23 protein-coding genes and 2 pseudogenes are annotated in these 16,483 nt (G+C 25.7%); 21 read left to right on the forward strand and 4 right to left on the reverse strand.

Translation table 4 applies throughout. From position 1 onward, the window contains the following. Positions 1-89 precede the first annotated feature (89 nt). Complete coding sequence (locus tag AACL02_RS00545; RefSeq protein ID WP_339042078.1) at positions 90-911, reverse strand: IS1595 family transposase; 822 nt, start codon at positions 909-911, stop codon at positions 90-92. A 275-nt stretch (positions 912-1,186) separates the two neighbouring features. On the opposite strand from AACL02_RS00545, the gene AACL02_RS00550 reads away from it, so the two are divergent. From AACL02_RS00550 to AACL02_RS00580, 7 genes are all read left to right on the forward strand, one after another. Then, a complete protein-coding gene (locus AACL02_RS00550; RefSeq protein WP_339042080.1) occupies positions 1,187-2,200 on the forward strand; it encodes a fructose-bisphosphatase class II in 1,014 nt (337 codons plus the stop codon). Between the two features lie 46 nt (positions 2,201-2,246). Further along, on the forward strand, positions 2,247-3,062 hold the full coding sequence (locus tag AACL02_RS00555) for an IS1595 family transposase (protein ID WP_339043452.1): 816 nt from the start codon (positions 2,247-2,249) through the stop codon (positions 3,060-3,062). 106 nt (positions 3,063-3,168) lie between these two features. Then, a complete protein-coding gene (locus AACL02_RS00560) occupies positions 3,169-3,363 on the forward strand; it encodes a hypothetical protein (RefSeq protein ID WP_339042082.1) in 195 nt (64 codons plus the stop codon). A 30-nt stretch (positions 3,364-3,393) separates the two neighbouring features. Beyond that, complete coding sequence (locus AACL02_RS00565) at positions 3,394-3,603, forward strand: GNAT family N-acetyltransferase (protein ID WP_339042084.1); 210 nt, start codon at positions 3,394-3,396, stop codon at positions 3,601-3,603. Positions 3,604-3,885: 282 nt separating this feature from the next. Then, positions 3,886-4,287: a hypothetical protein gene (locus AACL02_RS00570; RefSeq protein WP_339042086.1), complete on the forward strand. Its 402-nt coding sequence runs from the start codon at positions 3,886-3,888 to the stop codon at positions 4,285-4,287. Positions 4,288-4,414: 127 nt separating this feature from the next. Beyond that, positions 4,415-4,651, forward strand: coding sequence for a hypothetical protein (locus tag AACL02_RS00575; RefSeq protein WP_339042088.1), 237 nt, complete (start codon positions 4,415-4,417; stop codon positions 4,649-4,651). A gap of 96 nt (positions 4,652-4,747) precedes the next feature. Further along, the gene (locus tag AACL02_RS00580; RefSeq protein ID WP_339042090.1) at positions 4,748-5,215 is read left to right on the forward strand and encodes a hypothetical protein; all 468 of its coding nucleotides are present in this window, start codon (positions 4,748-4,750) and stop codon (positions 5,213-5,215) included. A gap of 485 nt (positions 5,216-5,700) precedes the next feature. On the opposite strand, the gene AACL02_RS00585 is transcribed toward AACL02_RS00580, so the two are convergent. Further along, on the reverse strand, positions 5,701-6,522 hold the full coding sequence (locus AACL02_RS00585) for an IS1595 family transposase (RefSeq protein WP_339042092.1): 822 nt from the start codon (positions 6,520-6,522) through the stop codon (positions 5,701-5,703). A gap of 103 nt (positions 6,523-6,625) precedes the next feature. Here AACL02_RS00585 and AACL02_RS00590 point away from each other — a divergent pair, with 103 nt between their 5' ends. The 7 genes and pseudogenes from AACL02_RS00590 to AACL02_RS00620 all read left to right on the forward strand — a co-directional run bounded on the left by AACL02_RS00590 (position 6,626) and on the right by AACL02_RS00620 (position 10,837). Continuing rightward, entirely contained in the window at positions 6,626-6,862 is a 237-nt protein-coding gene (locus AACL02_RS00590; protein WP_339042094.1) for a hypothetical protein, read from the forward strand. 101 nt (positions 6,863-6,963) lie between these two features. After that, positions 6,964-7,242 (forward strand): transposase, encoded by a 279-nt coding sequence (locus tag AACL02_RS00595; RefSeq protein ID WP_339042096.1) that lies wholly within the window; start codon positions 6,964-6,966, stop codon positions 7,240-7,242. Between the two features lie 186 nt (positions 7,243-7,428). Then, positions 7,429-8,184, forward strand: coding sequence for an IS1595 family transposase (locus AACL02_RS00600; RefSeq protein WP_339042098.1), 756 nt, complete (start codon positions 7,429-7,431; stop codon positions 8,182-8,184). Positions 8,185-8,326: 142 nt separating this feature from the next. Continuing rightward, positions 8,327-8,452: pseudogene (locus tag AACL02_RS00605) on the forward strand (IS3 family transposase); the annotation flags it as partial. A gap of 222 nt (positions 8,453-8,674) precedes the next feature. Further along, positions 8,675-9,795 (forward strand): IS3 family transposase gene (locus AACL02_RS00610; RefSeq protein ID WP_339043454.1). Its coding sequence is split into 2 segments (ribosomal slippage): positions 8,675-8,918 and positions 8,918-9,795, totalling 1,122 coding nucleotides; the frame shifts between segments, so codons are not numbered across the junction. A 12-nt stretch (positions 9,796-9,807) separates the two neighbouring features. After that, positions 9,808-10,104 (forward strand): hypothetical protein, encoded by a 297-nt coding sequence (locus tag AACL02_RS12390; protein WP_422397825.1) that lies wholly within the window; start codon positions 9,808-9,810, stop codon positions 10,102-10,104. Continuing rightward, entirely contained in the window at positions 10,016-10,837 is an 822-nt protein-coding gene (locus AACL02_RS00620) for an IS1595 family transposase (protein ID WP_339042100.1), read from the forward strand. Before AACL02_RS12390 ends, AACL02_RS00620 begins: the two co-directional genes overlap by 89 nt. Here AACL02_RS00620 and AACL02_RS00625 read toward each other — a convergent pair. After that, a complete protein-coding gene (locus AACL02_RS00625; RefSeq protein ID WP_339042102.1) occupies positions 10,823-10,960 on the reverse strand; it encodes a hypothetical protein in 138 nt (45 codons plus the stop codon). The genes AACL02_RS00620 and AACL02_RS00625 overlap by 15 nt on opposite strands. Before the next feature lie 13 nt (positions 10,961-10,973). Here AACL02_RS00625 and AACL02_RS12395 point away from each other — a divergent pair, with 13 nt between their 5' ends. The 6 genes and pseudogenes from AACL02_RS12395 (at position 10,974) to AACL02_RS00650 (ending at position 15,535) form a co-directional block, all read left to right on the forward strand. Further along, positions 10,974-11,192, forward strand: a complete 219-nt coding sequence (locus AACL02_RS12395; RefSeq protein WP_422397829.1) for an IS3 family transposase — start codon at positions 10,974-10,976, stop codon at positions 11,190-11,192. A 58-nt stretch (positions 11,193-11,250) separates the two neighbouring features. Beyond that, the gene (locus AACL02_RS00630; RefSeq protein WP_339042104.1) at positions 11,251-11,544 is read left to right on the forward strand and encodes a hypothetical protein; all 294 of its coding nucleotides are present in this window, start codon (positions 11,251-11,253) and stop codon (positions 11,542-11,544) included. A gap of 18 nt (positions 11,545-11,562) precedes the next feature. Next, complete coding sequence (locus AACL02_RS00635; RefSeq protein WP_339042106.1) at positions 11,563-12,297, forward strand: hypothetical protein; 735 nt, start codon at positions 11,563-11,565, stop codon at positions 12,295-12,297. A 259-nt stretch (positions 12,298-12,556) separates the two neighbouring features. Beyond that, positions 12,557-13,345 (forward strand): exonuclease domain-containing protein, encoded by a 789-nt coding sequence (locus tag AACL02_RS00640; protein WP_339042108.1) that lies wholly within the window; start codon positions 12,557-12,559, stop codon positions 13,343-13,345. A gap of 540 nt (positions 13,346-13,885) precedes the next feature. Then, positions 13,886-14,206, forward strand: a pseudogene (locus AACL02_RS00645) (transposase); the annotation flags it as partial. Positions 14,207-14,296: 90 nt separating this feature from the next. After that, positions 14,297-15,535, forward strand: coding sequence for an IS256 family transposase (locus tag AACL02_RS00650; RefSeq protein WP_339043456.1), 1,239 nt, complete (start codon positions 14,297-14,299; stop codon positions 15,533-15,535). On the opposite strand, the gene AACL02_RS00655 is transcribed toward AACL02_RS00650, so the two are convergent. Then, a complete protein-coding gene (locus tag AACL02_RS00655; RefSeq protein WP_339042112.1) occupies positions 15,522-16,370 on the reverse strand; it encodes an IS1595 family transposase in 849 nt (282 codons plus the stop codon). The genes AACL02_RS00650 and AACL02_RS00655 overlap by 14 nt on opposite strands. Here AACL02_RS00655 and AACL02_RS00660 point away from each other — a divergent pair. After that, on the forward strand, positions 16,316-16,480 hold the full coding sequence (locus AACL02_RS00660) for a hypothetical protein (protein WP_339042114.1): 165 nt from the start codon (positions 16,316-16,318) through the stop codon (positions 16,478-16,480). The genes AACL02_RS00655 and AACL02_RS00660 overlap by 55 nt on opposite strands. Positions 16,481-16,483 lie beyond the last annotated feature (3 nt).

The raw sequence follows: 16,483 nt of genomic DNA on the forward strand, positions 1-16,483 counted from the left end.
TTTTAAAGGCTTTTCTCCCTTTATGTACTATTTTAATTTTATCACATAAATGCTGAGAAAAGCCTATCTACGGACTTCTCCCCACATTTTTAAATCAAACATAGAATTACAGTTTCAAAACTAGGTATCTTGTTGAATTTATATGCAGCTTCTTTAGCATATAAATGAACATGATGTTTTGCAACTTTGATATGTGTTTTAAATGTTCTTCTTATATGTTTTCAAACTGATTCAATTTGGTTGGTATTTACACCAATTTTTGAAACATAGCCATCTTGATGGTTAACTGTTTCATGCTTAGTGAAAACTGATTTAAAATCGCAATATCCTTTTCAAGAATCAGTATATACAAGACATTTTGAAGAAATGTGGTTTTTTGCAAACTGCAAAAGATTTTTACTCTTTGCGTTTTTCAATACTTTCACAATTAAATTATTGGTTGTTTTTTGATAAATGCCAACAATCAAGGTTTTATTCACCAAGGATCTTCCTTTTTTTTTAAAACCCATATGTGAAAGATACATTTCATCAATTTGCACTGTACCTTCAACAATAAATTGAGGTTTTTGTTTTGCAATACGTGTTCTGATTTTATGAGTCATTCTTCAAGCAGTTTTCAAAGTCACTCCCAATTCTTTTGCAATATCTGTTGATGGAATTCCATGTTTGGTGTTTATTCATCTAAAGATAAGATAAAACCAAGATGTTAAAGATGTTTGTGACCTTGAAAATATGGTGCCTGTGAGAATGCTAAATGTTTGATTACATTTTAAACATCTCATTCTTTTTAAATCAGAAGTATTCAAATTAAAATTAAAACACCTAATACATTTGTTTTCTTTCAAATTTGCTATATATGCAAGACATTGCTGTTCAGTTTGAAAAGCATTGTTGAATTCATTCAGTTTCATTATTCCCTCCACAAGTACATGTGGGGAGAAGTCCGATTTTAAATTATAAAACTTTAAAATAATTTTTCATGAAATAACTTTTGGAAATTATTAAAATTTTTAATATTTTTTAGGCAGTGTTTTTTAAATTCAAAATTTTGTTCATAAATTTTTTGTAAAACTAAGTATCAATAGCGTTAATATTTAAAAGTAATAAAAAAGAGATTTAATAATTAAGTTTTTTGTTAAAAATTATCATATAATTAACAATGAACATCTTAATTATGGAGAAAAATATGAATAAGGATATGTATTTAATTAGAGCAGTAGAAATGGCGACAATTGCTGCTTATAAATTTATTGGTCGTAAAAATAAGAATGCTGTTGACTTTGCTGCTGTTGAAGCAATGACAATTATGCTAGATAATGTCCCTATTAAATGTCGTATTATCGTTGGTGAAGGTGAGTTAGATCAAGCCCCAATGTTATTTGTTAATCAAGAACTAGGAAAAGGAAAAACTTTAATTTATGATTTAGCAGTTGATCCAGTAGAAGGTACTTATCCTGCTGCTTATAATATTGCTGGTAGTATTGCTTGTTTAGCAGCAGCAACACCCAATACTATTTTAAAGTTACCAGAAATGTATATGGAAAAATTATTTGTTGGACCCGATTTACAAGATGCTATTAACAATGAAGATGATTTTATTACTAATATTAAAACTATGCAAAAAATGAAAAAACATAATGATTTAATTGGTATTGTTTTAGATAAACCAAGACATCAAAAAATAATTGAAAAGTTGCATGATTTAGGTATTATTGTTCGTTTAATTGGTGATGGTGATGTGCTTGCTGCTATTGATGTTATTAACAAGGAAGCAGATTTTGTTTATGGTATTGGTGGTGCTCCTGAAGGGGCATTAATGGCAGCATTAGCATTAAGTGCTGGTGGCAATATTAAAACTAAGTTAATTTCCTATCAAACAATCTGACCTACTGATGAAGACACTAAGATTCGTGTTAATATTGAAGATATTGCTATTAAAAAATATAAATTATCATATAATAAATATTATTTTGCTAAAGATTTAGTAAAAGATGAAAATGTCCGTTTTGTTGCAACAGGTTTAACAGCTGGTGGAAGTTTAAAAGCAATTAAATATTATTATGGTACATATTATTTAAATACTTTTTTTGTATCGCATGGTTTTGTTAGAAATATGGAAGTTACTTATAGTGTTAGTCAGGTTAATAAACTATTGCCAATTGTTGAAAAAATTATGAAAATATATAATAAATATGTTTAAAAATACGGACTTCTCCCCACATGTACTTGTGGAGGGAATAATGAAACTGAATGAATTCAACAATGCTTTTCAAACTGAACAGCAATGTCTTGCATATATAGCAAATTTGAAAGAAAACAAATGTATTAGGTGTTTTAATTTTAATTTGAATACTTCTGATTTAAAAAGAATGAGATGTTTAAAATGTAATCAAACATTTAGCATTCTCACAGGCACCATATTTTCAAGGTCACAAACATCTTTAACATCTTGGTTTTATCTTATCTTTAGATGAATAAACACCAAACATGGAATTCCATCAACAGATATTGCAAAAGAATTAGGAGTGACTTTGAAAACTGCTTGAAGAATGACTCATAAAATCAGAACACGTATTGCAAAACAAAAACCTCAATTTATTGTTGAAGGTACAGTGCAAATTGATGAAATGTATCTTTCACATATGGGTTTTAAAAAACAAGGAAGATCCTTGGTGAATAAAACCTTGATTGTTGGCATTTATCAAAAAACAACCAATAATTTAATTGTGAAAGTATTGAAAAACGCAAAGAGTAAAAATCTTTTGCAGTTTGCAAAAAACCACATTTCTTCAAAATGTCTTGTATATACTGATTCTTGAAAAGGATATTGCGATTTTAAATCAGTTTTCAATAAGCATGAAACAGTTAACCATCAATATGGCTATGTTTCAAAAATTGGTGTAAATACCAACCAAATTGAATCAGTTTGAAAACATATAAGAAGAACATTTAAAACACATATCAAAGTTGCAAAACATCATGTTCATTTATATGCTAAAGAAGCTGCATATAAATTCAACAAGATACCTAGTTTTGAAACTGTAATTCTATGTTTGATTTAAAAATGTGGGGAGAAGTCCGTAGATAGGCTTTTCTCAGCATTTATGTGATAAAATTAAAATAGTACATAAAGGGAGAAAAGCCTAATAATATTTAAAGGAGAAAATTATGAATGATATTGATCGTTTACCTGCCATCCCAGTTTTAGAAAGTCAACGTTTAAAACTACGTCCTATTACTTTAAATGATGCACAAGCATTATTTAATTATGCGAAGAATGAAAATATGACAAAATATGTACCATGAAAAGCTCATAAAAGTATTAATGATAGTATTGGTTTTATTAATTCTTTATTACAATAATATAAACAATTAAGTTCTTTAATGTGAGCAGTGCAATTAAAAGATGATAAAACTAATACGATGATTGGTACTTGTGGCTTTATTAGATATTTTGCTCACACTAAATGTTTGGAAATAGGTTATGCTTTTAATCCAAAAGAATGGGGTAAAGGTTATGCCAAAGAGGCATTGTTAACTGCTATTAAGTACTGATTTGAAAATACTGATAGTATTAGAATTGAAGGCAGTTGTGTTAAATAGAACATTGCTTCAGCGAAAACGATGGAAAGTGTTGGTATGAAGTTTGAAGGAATTTCCCGTAGTAATTTTATTAAAGATGGTAAAGTTAGTGATTGTAAAATATTTAGTATTATTCGTAGTGAGTATTTTAAAGATAATAAATAATAAAAAATAGTAACTAGATAATAAAATTTTAATTATTATTTAATATTTTTTAGTATTTTTATATAATTAAAACGTGAATATTTTTGTTAAAATGTTTTTTTATTAAGAGGTATAAAATATTTAAAGGAGAGATTAAAATTGAAATCTTATACAGAAATAAGATTACTTCCACATAATCCAAGGTATACTAGATCTATTGAAATTGATTTACTTAATATAAATTATGGTTTAAATTATGACATTTATGAAAATATTAAAAAATTATTACAGTATGAAGGTGAATGAGATGATTTATTATATTTATTAGAACAATTAATGTTAGGCTACAATGCTGCTATGGATCAAATTTTTATTTTAGAAGGTAAAGATCAATTCTTTTATTCAATTGAAGGTAATAGAAGAATAATGTGTATGTATTTAATTACAGAATTTGATAAATATAAAACTATTTTAGAAAATTTTTCGGATAAAAAAATTATTCAAAAGTTATTAAGATTTTACAATCGCCAGAAAAACCTAATTTTAATAAGTTGAATGTAACTGAAGTGCATTAGCAGATGTAAAGCATGAAGATGAAATTTGAAAAATAATATATACAAGACATGCTGGTGAAAATAAGGGTAAAAGATCTTGATCAAGACTAAAATATTTTTATGATTTAAAAGATATGTTTTTTAAATATAAAGAAAATAAATTTGAAAATAAAGAAATTAAACAAAAATTAAGTTATAGATTTAATAAATCAATTAAATCTTTAGATACAGATTTAAATAATGCCGTGTGAGTAATTGATATTGTTGAAACTTATAATAAGGATAAAAAAGATATAAATAAAATTAATATAAATGGAAATAGTGAAAGTATATCAGCTTTAGAATTGGCGAGGTCTGTTATTAAAATTTAATATAATGATGAATTAAAAACGTTATCTAAATTATTTAATATAGCAGTAACTGTAGAAAAATGAGAAGTTAAAATAACTCTTGTAGATAAACAAGATTTGTATAACTTTCTTGTAAAAAATTTAAAAGATGAAAATTATTCAACTCGTGGTTGAGAAGGAAGCAAAATTTTTATTTTATATGAATTTGTTATAAAATATTTAGAGCCAAGTTCTATAGGTTCAAGTACTTTGAGGCAAGAAATTGAATTAGCAAATCAAACGCCCATTCATGATAGAACCCTTATTCAAGAACAATTAATTAAATATTCTAATAATGTTAACTTTTTAAAAAATATACATAAACAATTACTAGATAATAAAGAAAAAATTACAGATATTAAATGAGGAATATTTCAAATATGAAAAAATAATACAAAACCTTTACTTGATACGTTAAAAATAAAGTCTGAAAATTATCCATTTTTAATTAGTTCTATAGTTATTAGGTCATCTTTAGAATTATTATCAATTTTTGCTATTTTAAAATCTCCCAAATTTAGATTTAAAATATTAGAAATTTGATAAAATTTAAGTAAAGAAGAAAAGGAAATTTGAAATAATTCATATTCATTTACTAGTGATAAACTAGATTTTATAAGAAAAGATTCTAAAAAATTAGAACAAGAAATATTAAAATCATTTAGAAGTGATAATATTTTTGAAATTATTAAAAGAAATATTTCAATGAAAAAAATTAAATCTGTTGAAATATTAGATATGATTTATGAAGATATGAAAATTGATAAATTTTTAATAAAATATAAAATTTTACGAACTCACATTGGTTATTTAGATAATGTTGTTTTAGGAAAAAATAATAATATACCAAATATTATTATTCATAATTATTATTATTTGGAAAATAAAGAAAATTTTAATTTAGCTTGAGAATCATTAAATACTCAATTAGAAATATTGATAAAAATATGGCTTTTCTCCCTTTATGTACTATTTTAATTTTATCACATAAATGCTGAGAAAAGCCTATCTACGGACTTCTCCCCACATTTTTAAATCAAACATAGAATTACAGTTTCAAAACTAGGTATCTTGTTGAATTTATATGCAGCTTCTTTAGCATATAAATGAACATGATGTTTTGCAACTTTGATATGTGTTTTAAATGTTCTTCTTATATGTTTTCAAACTGATTCAATTTGGTTGGTATTTACACCAATTTTTGAAACATAGCCATCTTGATGGTTAACTGTTTCATGCTTAGTGAAAACTGATTTAAAATCGCAATATCCTTTTCAAGAATCAGTATATACAAGACATTTTGAAGAAATGTGGTTTTTTGCAAACTGCAAAAGATTTTTACTCTTTGCGTTTTTCAATACTTTCACAATTAAATTATTGGTTGTTTTTTGATAAATGCCAACAATCAAGGTTTTATTAACCAAGGATCTTCCTTGTTTTTTAAAACCCATATGTGAAAGATACATTTCATCAATTTGCACTGTACCTTCAACAATAAATTGAGGTTTTTGTTTTGCAATACGTGTTCTGATTTTATGAGTCATTATTCAAGCAGTTTTCAAAGTCACTCCCAATTCTTTTGCAATATCTGTTGATGGAATTCCATGTTTGGTGTTTATTCATCTAAAGATAAGATAAAACCAAGATGTTAAAGATGTTTGTGACCTTGAAAATATGGTGCCTTTGAGAATGCTAAATGTTTGATTACATTTTAAACATCTCATTCTTTTTAAATCAGAAGTATTCAAATTAAAACTAAAACACCTAATACATTTGTTTTCTTTCAAATTTGCTATATATGCAAGACATTGCTGTTCAGTTTGAAAAGCATTGTTGAATTCATTCAGTTTCATTATTCCCTCCACAAGTACATGTGGGGAGAAGTCCGAAAAATAATAAGGATATGGTTATTAAATAATCATTATGATAATTAAAAAAAAGAAGGGAAGTGAGTAGATGTTATTAGAAGGAGAAATAGTAATTCATCATAATTTTAATAAAAATCTTATAATAGAATTACCAAAAGAAAAAACATGAAAAAACTTTAGTCGTGTTTCAGGTGATTCTATGCATAGAATTTGTTCTTATGTTGCTATGTTTTCACCAAGTTTAGCCGATTATTTTATTCAAAAGTATTCAGAAGAAAATGACATTGTTGGAATGGCAACCCTTTTTAGGACTATTTTTTGGTAGACATTTGTTTTTGATAATTAACTGGAGTTAAGTAGTGGATGGGTTACACTTTATTGGACACTAATTACATAGACAAGTGAACAAAGAAAGGAACTATAATTATGGCCAATATTAACTCATATACCGATGAATTTAAAAAACAAATAGTAGCTTTATATCAAAGTGGCAAATCAGTATCTTGCCTTGTTAAAGAATATAATGTTACAAGAGCAGCTACTTACAATTGAATTAAGCAATTTACTAATTCAGGTAGTTTTAAAACTAAAGATAATCGTTCTGTTGAAGAAAATGAATTAATTAAATTAAGAAAAGAATTAATACAATTAAGAATGGAAAATGATATTTTAAAGCAAGCAGCACTAATAATAGGCAGAAAGTAGAGATTATTGCAAATAATAAATCTAAATATAAAATTCGCACAATGTGTCATTTTTTAAAAATCTCTAAATCAACATATTATTTTAACGGACTTCTCCCCACATGTACTTGTGGAGGGAATAATGAAACTGAATTAATTCAAAAATGCTTTTCAAACTGAACAGCAATGTCTTGCATATATAGCAAATTTGAAAGAAAACAAATGTATTAGGTGTTTTAGTTTTAATTTGAATACTTCTGATTTAAAAAGAATGAGATGTTTAAAATGTAATCAAACATTTAGCATTCTCAAAGGCACCATATTTTCAAGGTCACAAACATCTTTAACATCTTGGTTTTATCTTATCTTTAGATGAATAAACACCAAACATGGAATTCCATCAACAGATATTGCAAAAGAATTGGGAGTGACTTTGAAAACTGCTTGAAGAATGACTCATAAAATCAGAACACGTATTGCAAAACAAAAACCTCAATTTATTGTTGAAGGTACAGTGCAAATTGATGAAATGTATCTTTCACATATTGGTTTTAAAAAACAAGGAAGATCCTTGGTTAATAAAACCTTGATTGTTGGCATTTATCAAAAAACAACCAATAATTTAATTGTGAAAGTATTGAAAAACGCAAAGAGTAAAAATCTTTTGCAGTTTGCAAAAAACCACATTTCTTCAAAATGTCTTGTATATACTGATTCTTGAAAAGGATATTGCGATTTTAAATCAGTTTTCACTAAGCATGAAACAGTTAACCATCAAGATGGCTATGTTTCAAAAATTGGTGTAAATACCAACCAAATTGAATCAGTTTGAAAACATATAAGAAGAACATTTAAAACACATATCAAAGTTGCAAAACATCATGTTCATTTATATGCTAAAGAAGCTGCATATAAATTCAACAAGATACCTAGTTTTGAAACTGTAATTCTATGTTTGATTTAAAAATGTGGGGAGAAGTCCGTAGATAGGCTTTTCTCAGCATTTATGTGATAAAATTAAAATAGTACATAAAGGGAGAAAAGCCTATTTTAATTTAAAGAAAAAAGAAAATAAAATCAAAAATAATATTTATGAACAAGCTGTTATTAGTGCTTTTAAAAAAAATAAAGAAGTTTATGGTACTAGAAGATTAAAAGTCATTCTAGAAAAACAAGAAATTTATTTATCAAGACGAAAAATTAAAGAAATTATGAATAAACATAATTTAATATCAAAATACACTAAATTATCATTCAAAAATTATCATAATAAAGTCAATGATAGTCAAATAACCAATCTTGTTAATAGAAACTTTAATAATAGAGTTAAAAATGAAGTTATTGTTAGTGATTTAACTTATGTTCAAGTAAATGGTAAGTGAAACTATTGGATGGGTTACACTTTATTGGACACTAATTACGTAGACAAGTGAACAAAGAAAGGAACTATAATTATGGCCAATATTAACTCATATACCGATGAATTTAAAAAACAAATAGTAGCTTTATATCAAAGTGGCAAATCAGTATCTTGCCTTGCTAAAGAATATAATGTTACAAGAGCAGCTACTTACAATTGAATTAAGCAATTTACTAATTCAGGTAGTTTTAAAACTAAAGATAATCGTTCTGTTGAAGAAAATGAATTAATTAAATTAAGAAAAGAATTAAAACAATTAAGAATGGAAAATGATATTTTAAAGCAAGCAGCACTAATAATAGGCAGAAAATAGAAATTATTGTCAAAAATAAAGTTAAATATAAAATTCGCACAATGTGTCATTTTTTAAAAATCTCTAAATCAACATATTATTTTAATTTAAAGAAAAAAGAAAATAAAATCAAAAATAATATTTATGATGAAGCTGTTATTAGTGCTTTTAAAGAAAATAAAGAAGTTTATGGTACTAGAAGATTAAAAGTCATTCTAGAAAACCAAGAAATTTATTTATCAAGACGAAAAATTAAAGAAATTATGAATAAACATAATTTAATATCAAAATACACTAAATTATCATACAAAAATCATAATAACAAAGTTAACGATAGTCCAATAAACAATCTTGTTGATAGAAACTTTAATAATAGAGTTAAAAATGAAGTTATTGTTAGTGATTTAACTTATGTTCAAGTAAATGGTAAGTGAAACTATATTTGTTTATTAATTGACCTATTTAACCGCGAAATAATTGGACATAGTGTAGGTACTAAAAAAGATGCATCATTAGTATATCAAGCATTTATGCACTCAAATCGCTGTTTAAAAGATATTCAAATATTTCATAGTGATCGCGGTAATGAATTTAATAATAAAATTATTGATAAACTTTTACTAGCATTCAATATTAATCGCTCTTTAAGCAAAAAAGGTTGTCCTTATGATAACGCTGTTGCTGAAGCAACCTTTAAAACTTTCAAAACCGAATTTATTAATGATAAAAATTTTACATCATTAATCCAATTAAAATTAGAATTATTTGATTACATCAATTGATATAACAACATAAGAATTCACAGCACTTTAAACTACTTAACTCCAGTTAATTATCAAAAAAAAATGTCTACCAAAAAATAGTCCTAAAAAAGGTTGCCATTACACTATATTTGTTTATTAATTGACCTATTTAACCGCGAAATAATTGAACATAGTGTAGGTACTAAAAAAGATGCATCATTAGTATATCAAGCATTTATGCACTCAAATCGCTGTTTAAAAGATATTCAAATATTTCATAGTGATCGCGGTAATGAATTTAATAACGGACTTCTCCCCACATGTACTTGTGGAGGGAATAATGAAACTGAATGAATTCAACAATGCTTTTCAAAATGAACAGCAATGTCTTGCATATATAGCAAATTTGAAAGAAAACAAATGTATTAGGTGTTTTAGTTTTAATTTGAATACTTCTGATTTAAAAAGAATGAGATGTTTAAAATGTAATCAAACATTTAGCATTCTCACAGGCACCATATTTTCAAGGTCACAAACATCTTTAACATCTTGGTTTTATCTTATCTTTAGATGAATAAACACCAAACATGGAATTCCATCAACAGATATTGCAAAAGAATTGGGAGTGACTTTGAAAACTGCTTGAAGAATGACTAATAAAATCAGAACACGTATTGCAAAACAAAAACCTCAATTTATTGTTGAAGGTACAGTGCAAATTGATGAAATGTATCTTTCACATATGGGTTTTAAAAAACAAGGAAGATCCTTGGTGAATAAAACCTTGATTGTTGGCATTTATCAAAAAACAACCAATAATTTAATTGTGAAAGTATTGAAAAACGCAAATATTAAAAATCTTTTGCAGTTTGCAAAAAACCACATTTCTTCAAAATGTCTTGTATATACTGATTCTTGAAAATGATATTGCGATTTTAAATCAGTTTTCACTAAGCATGAAACAGTTAACCATCAAGATGGCTATGTTTCAAAAATTGGTGTAAATACCAACCAAATTGAATCAGTTTGAAAACATATAAGAAGAACATTTAAAACACATATCAAAGTTGCAAAACATCATGTTCATTTATATGCTAAAGAAGCTGCATATAAATTCAACAAGATACCTATTTTTGAAACTGTAATTCTATGTTTGATTTAAAAATGTGGGGAGAAGTCCGTAGATAGGCTTTTCTCAGCATTTATGTGATAAAATTAAAATAGTACATAAAGGGAGAAAAGCCTTTAATAATAAAATTATTGATAAACTTTTACTAGCATTCAATATTAATCGCTCTTTAAGCAAAAAAGGTTGTCCTTATGATAACGCTGTTGCTGAAGCAACCTTTAAAACTTTCAAAACCGAATTTATTAATGATAAAAATTTTACATCATTAATCCAATTAAAATTAGAATTATTTGATTACATCAATTTATATAACAACATAAGAATTAACGGCACTTTAAACTACTTAACTCCAGTTAATTATCAAAAACAAATGTCTACCAAACAATAGTCCTAAAAAGGGTTGCCATTCCAGTAAACAAAAAAATGAAATATTTAAAGAAGAACAAATGGAATGTTTCAAATCAAAATTAGCAAGTCAAAAAGCACAATATGATTATGAAAGAAAAACATTTGAAGTGGGACTGGTTGAAAAAGAAGTAGAAAACAAAAAATTAAAAATTGAATTAAAAATGTTAGATGATCATTTAGAAAAACTAAATAATAAATGTAATAGAGAACCATTGTCTGAATTAAATCCCAATATTAATCAGTTTAATAATAAAATAGTATTAGGTGCTAATAGTTTAGAAACAAATATAAATAATAGTGATAAAACAACATTAAGACCAAGTTTAGGTTAAAGGAAAGGTAGAAAAATTATGTTTGGATGATTAGATGATATTGCTAAAGGTATAGAAGATATTGGAAATGATATTGGTAAAGGTGTAGAAGGTGTTATATCAGATATTGGTTCGGGTGTAGAAGATATTGGAAGAGGTATAGAAGATATTGGAAATGATATTGGTAAAGGATTAGAAGAAATTGGTAAAGGTGTAGATGATATTGGCTCAGATATTAGTGGCATTTGAGAAGATATTTCAAAAGGATTTGAGGATTTTACAAAAGACGTAGGAAATTTTTTTGAAAAAGGTTGACAAGGGATAGAATCATTTTTTAGTGATTTATTTGAAGGATTAGACTTTTTACTTTATGCTGTACCAATAGTTATTGGAGGAGCAATTGCTGCTGCAATAAGTGTCAAAATTTATAAGTTAATAACTAAACTGCAAAAAGATAAACTAGTAAGAATGAATCTTAAAGATGCACAACGTCAAAGAAAAATTAATAAAAAAAATAGTCCTTTATTAGGAACACTTAGTGATAAAATTGTAAAAAGTAAAAATAAAATTAAAAAAAGAGAAGATAAACTGCAAGACGCAGAAAATAAATTAAAAAATTTAAAAGCAAAAAATCAAAAATTAGAAGAAAAAGAACTTAATAAACAAGTTAAAATAGCTAAAAAGTTAAAAAAAATTAATAATTTTCAAAATGAAGTAAATGATAGTGAACCATTAATTACTAGATATAATTCTTCACCTTCGTGTTCATTATAATATTTTTCTTATTTAAAAAAAGATTGCAACCGCAATCTTTTTTATTGTCAACAATATAATATTTTATTCATAATATTATTTTTATAAATTATATTAAGTTATTTGTTAAAGAATGATAATTAATTAATGAATTTTGCAAAAAATGAAGTTTTATAAGTAAAAATATAGTTACTCTAACTTATCAATGTTATAATTTATCAAAGGAATAACTAATATTAATTTATGAAAATTTAGATAGAAAGGTGCTATTGCCATTAATATGTTTTTTAAAAGTGTAAAATTCAAGAAGACAAATGATGATTTTGAAACAGATGATAATTCTGAATCAAAAGGTAATATAGAAGGAAAACAAGAAATAATTACACCTTTTAAACAGTATAAAAGTAAAGATAGTAAAAATCTTTTTGCTAAAAAAATGTTATTAAAAAGAAAGCAATCAAAATTAAATAGTAAGAAAAAATTTAGTGTTCATGATTGAGGGATTGATAATACTAATTATGTTTTTATTGATTTTGAAATTGCAAATTTGAATAAAACAAGTGCTTGTCAATTAATTATGATAAAAGTAACACAAGGTAAAATTGTCAAAACTTATAGTTCATTAATTAAACCACATCCCGAAGAATTTACTTTTTCTCATGTTCATGGAATTACAAGTGAAAGCGTATCTTTAATGTCAAACTTTAAAGAATTATGAGTAGACATCGTTACTTTTTTTACTGAAAATACTGTTCTTATTGCTCATCACGCTAACTTTAACATTAATATCTTAAGATCATTAATTAATCATTATGATTTAAAATGTCCTAATTTTTTTTACATTTGTTCAGTTAAGTTATTTAGAAGAACATATGATTATCCTAATAACCGTTTAAGTGCTCTTGCTCATAGTAATCAAATTAAATTTGATCATCATGATTCATTGGCAGATGTTACCACTTTACATAAATTAATTAATATACATTTCAGTGAACATTACCATTTAAAAACTTTATGTAATAATCTTAATATTAAAATGGGGAAATTATTTGGTGATTCTTTATCTTAATTAATATAAGATGTATTTTTATATATAAAAATACTTTTTAAGTTTAAAGGTATAGTAAATAAAAATTTGCAAATTTAAAAATTAACATTATAATTATACTTATGTAGGGATATTAAGATAAATTATTTAAGTCAAATTGTATACAAAAGAGGTTACAGTTATGGAAAAAGAAATAGATGTTGCATATGTTTTATCACCATTGGATACAGTCACCAATGTTAATGACAAAAGTGTCTTTTCAATAAAAACACATCTTGTGCTAATAAATAAAATACTTAAAAGTAAGTAATTACTGGCTTTTAATTAGTATTAATGATTATTAATTAAGGCTTTTCTCCCTTTATGTACTATTTTAATTTTATCACATAAATGCTGAGAAAAGCCTATCTACGGACTTCTTCCCACATTTTTAAATCAAACATAGAATTACAGTTTCAAAAATAGGTGGAAATGTTTAGTAATCTGTGTAACTTACAAAAATAACTATGTTTAATTAATTCTAGTAAATATAATTAAATGACTAGAAATAGTGAGTTACAGATGGCTAAAAAAGATAACTTTAATAATAATGATCCAATATCAAAAGCAGTAGATTTATTACTAGAAAATACTGAAGATTTAACAACAGTTTTTAAACCTGGCGGTTTATATAAAGAATTAACAAAAAGATTAGTTGAAAAAATGTTGAATTCTGAAATGCAAAATTATTTAGGATATGAAAAAAATCAACATAGTACTACTGAAAATGCTCGTAATGGTACAAGTTCAAAAAAATTAATAACTCAACAAGGTAAAATTGAAATTGATGTACCAAGAGATCGCAATAGTAATTTTACTCCTGTAATAGTTCCTAAAAGGGAAATGTTTAGTAATCTGTGTAACTTACAAAAATAACTATGTTTAATTAATTCTAGTAAATATAATTAAATGACTAGAAAGAGTGAGTTACAGATGGCTAAAAAAGATAACTTTAATAATAATGATCCAATATCAAAAGCAGTAGATTTATTACTAGAAAATACTGAAGATTTAACAACAGTTTTTAAACCTGGCGGTTTATATAAAGAATTAACAAAAAGATTAGTTGAAAAAATGTTGAATTCTGAAATGCAAAATTATTTAGGATATGAAAAAAATCAACATAGTACTACTGAAAATGCTCGTAATGGTACAAGTTCAAAAAAATTAATAACTCAACAAGGTAAAATTGAAATTGATGTACCAAGAGATCGCAATAGTAATTTTACTCCTGTAATAGTTCCTAAAAGGCAAAGAAGATTTGATGGTTTTGATCAACAAGTTCTTTCCTTGTATGCAAAAGGAATGACATTATCTGACATTAGAATGCAGTTGCAAGAGTTATATCATGGTGCTGATATTAGTGAAAGTGTTATTAGTCAAATTACTGATGATGTTATTGATGATGTTAAAGCATGACAAAATCGACCATTAGAAAGTATTTATCCTATTGTTTATTTTGATTGTATAGTAGTTAAAGTACGACAAGATAAACGGATTATTAACAAATCAGTTTATATAGCATTAGGAGTTGATTTAGAAGGCAAAAAAGATGTTTTAGGATTATGAATTAGTGAAAATGAAGGTTCTAAGTTTTGATTATCTAATTTCACAGAAATGAAAAATCGTGGCTTAAATGATATTATTATTGCTTGTAGTGATAATTTAACAGGCATGTCAGAAGCAATACAATCAGTTTATCCTAAAACAGAACATCAATTATGCATTGTTCATCAAATTAGAAATAGTTTAAAATATGTTTCATACAAACATCGAAAAGGTCTAGTTGCAGATTTAAAACCAATTTATAGTGCATGTAGTGAAGAACAAGCAATGCAAGCTTTAGAATCGTTTGAAAGTAAATGAAATAAACAATATCCTCAAATTACTAAATCTTGATATAAAAATTGAGATAATTTAATGGTTTTTATTAGTTATCCAGTAGAAATCAAAAGAGTGATTTATACTACAAATGCTATTGAATCTGTTAATATTCAATTACGAAAAATCATCAGAAATAAAAAAGTTTTTCCTAATGATATGGCAGTTTTCAAAATATTTTACTTGGCAATTGAAAATATAACAAAAAAATGAACATTGCCTATTCAAAATTGAAATACAGCAATTGCTCATTTTATGATAAAATTTGAAGACAGAATTAATCTAAATTAGTAACTTTGTAAAACAAAGATACACAGATTATTAAAAAGCCTCAACTAGGTATCTTGTTGAATTTATATGCAGCTTCTTTAGCATATAAATGAACATGATGTTTTGCAACTTTGATATGTGTTTTAAATGTTCTTCTTATATGTTTTCAAACTGATTCAATTTGGTTGGTATTTACACCAATTTTTGAAACATAGCCATCTTGATGGTTAACTGTTTCATGCTTAGTGAAAACTGATTTAAAATCGCAATATCCTTTTCAAGAATCAGTATATACAAGACATTTTGAAGAAATGTGGTTTTTTGCAAACTGCAAAAGATTTTTACTCTTTGCGTTTTTCAATACTTTCACAATTAAATTATTGGTTGTTTTTTGATAAATGCCAACAATCAAGGTTTTATTCACCAAGGATCTTCCTTGTTTTTTAAAACCCATATGTGAAAGATACATTTCATCAATTTGCACTGTACCTTCAACAATAAATTGAGGTTTTTGTTTTGCAATACGTGTTCTGATTTTATGATTCATTCTTCAAGCATTTTTCAAAGTCACTCCCAATTCTTTTGCAATATCTGTTGATGGAATTCCATGTTTGGTGTTTATTCATCTAAAGATAAGATAAAACCAAGATGTTAAAGATGTTTGTGACCTTGAAAATATGGTGCCTGTGAGAATGCTAAATGTTTGATTACATTTTAAACATCTCATTCTTTTTAAATCAGAAGTATTCAAATTAAAATTAAAACAACTAATACATTTGTTTTCTTTCAAATTTGCTATATATGCAAGACATTGCTGTTCAGTTTGAAAAGCATTTTTGAATTCATTCAGTTTCATTATTCCCTCCACAATTACATGTGGGGAGAAGTCCGTTAATTAAAACAGTTGCTATTTTTAGGTGCAGCACTAATTATTTAAATAATATTTATATCTTGTATAAAAGATAATGA

It is taken from the genome of Spiroplasma endosymbiont of Apeira syringaria, assembly GCF_964020205.1.
GTDB lineage: Bacteria > Bacillota_I > Bacilli_A > Mycoplasmatales > VBWQ01 > Spiroplasma_E > Spiroplasma_E ixodetis_A.